This is a genomic window from Lentzea sp. NBRC 105346 (assembly GCF_030269605.1).
GTDB lineage: Bacteria > Actinomycetota > Actinomycetes > Mycobacteriales > Pseudonocardiaceae > Lentzea.
On record NZ_BSTQ01000044.1, the window covers coordinates 1 to 879 of the forward strand.

The 879-nt window shown below is 63.8% G+C and carries 1 protein-coding gene; it reads right to left on the bottom strand.

Annotated features, from left to right (window positions below; genetic code table 11):
- The coding region (locus tag QSK35_RS42520) for a DUF222 domain-containing protein (protein WP_285754133.1) at positions 1-686 on the bottom strand (686 nt) is incomplete at its 3' end.
- Positions 687-879 lie beyond the last annotated feature (193 nt).

Genomic DNA, 879 nt, shown 5'->3' on the forward strand with positions numbered 1-879 from the left:
AGCTCGCGGGCGAGTTCGGCGCTGATCGGGCCGTAGCCCTGCAGTTCGCCGGGGTGATCATCCAGGCCCATCAGAGTCGTCGAGGAGACGGTGACGTTGAGGTTGACCTTCACGCTCGACGTCTGGTCTGGCGTCGCGAGGAGCATGTCCGCCACCACGTCCGCCCGGCGCTGGCTCAACGTCCGCGTGTCACCGGGGAACTTCGCCGCCCGCGCCAACTTGTCGACCCGATGCGCAGCCGCAATACCCCGGTCGGCGGGCAGCCAGGCGAAGAGTTTCACCATGTCGTCGACCCGCTCCTCGATCCCGGCGATCCGCTCGGCCTTGCGCGCCTCACGCCGCTCGGCGCACCCCTCGGGATCCACCGCCATCACTATCCGCTGCAACGACCGCCGCAGCTGCGTGCTGGTCTGTCCCGGTGCCTTGACCAGCGCCCGTTCCTCGACCTCCGCGGCCTGGTCGGCGGTGAGCCGGTGGGTGTAGTTGAACAGGATCTTCGCCTTGTAGGAGTCGATCTCCCCGGCCTGCAGGGCGTCGACCGTGCGGGGCAGCTTGGTCACGGTCTCCCGCGCCACCAGCAACTGATCCTCGGCCCACTTCGAGGTCCACTTCATCAACGCGACGATCTCCGCCGCCGCGAACTCGTCGTCGGCGGTACCGATGGCAAAGTCGGCAAGCTGACGCAATAGCTGAGCCTGCCAATAATCAACTTGCTTCTGTATGAACAGCATATTGTCGATAGCCGCCGCTCGGTCCATAACACAAATCTACCGCAAGATCACAATTAAACGGCCAACCTTGCAATGGAGACCACTATCGAGTGAAAAATAAAACTACGGAACTCCAGCCACCTCATCCCAGCCACGCCCGCAACCGCAC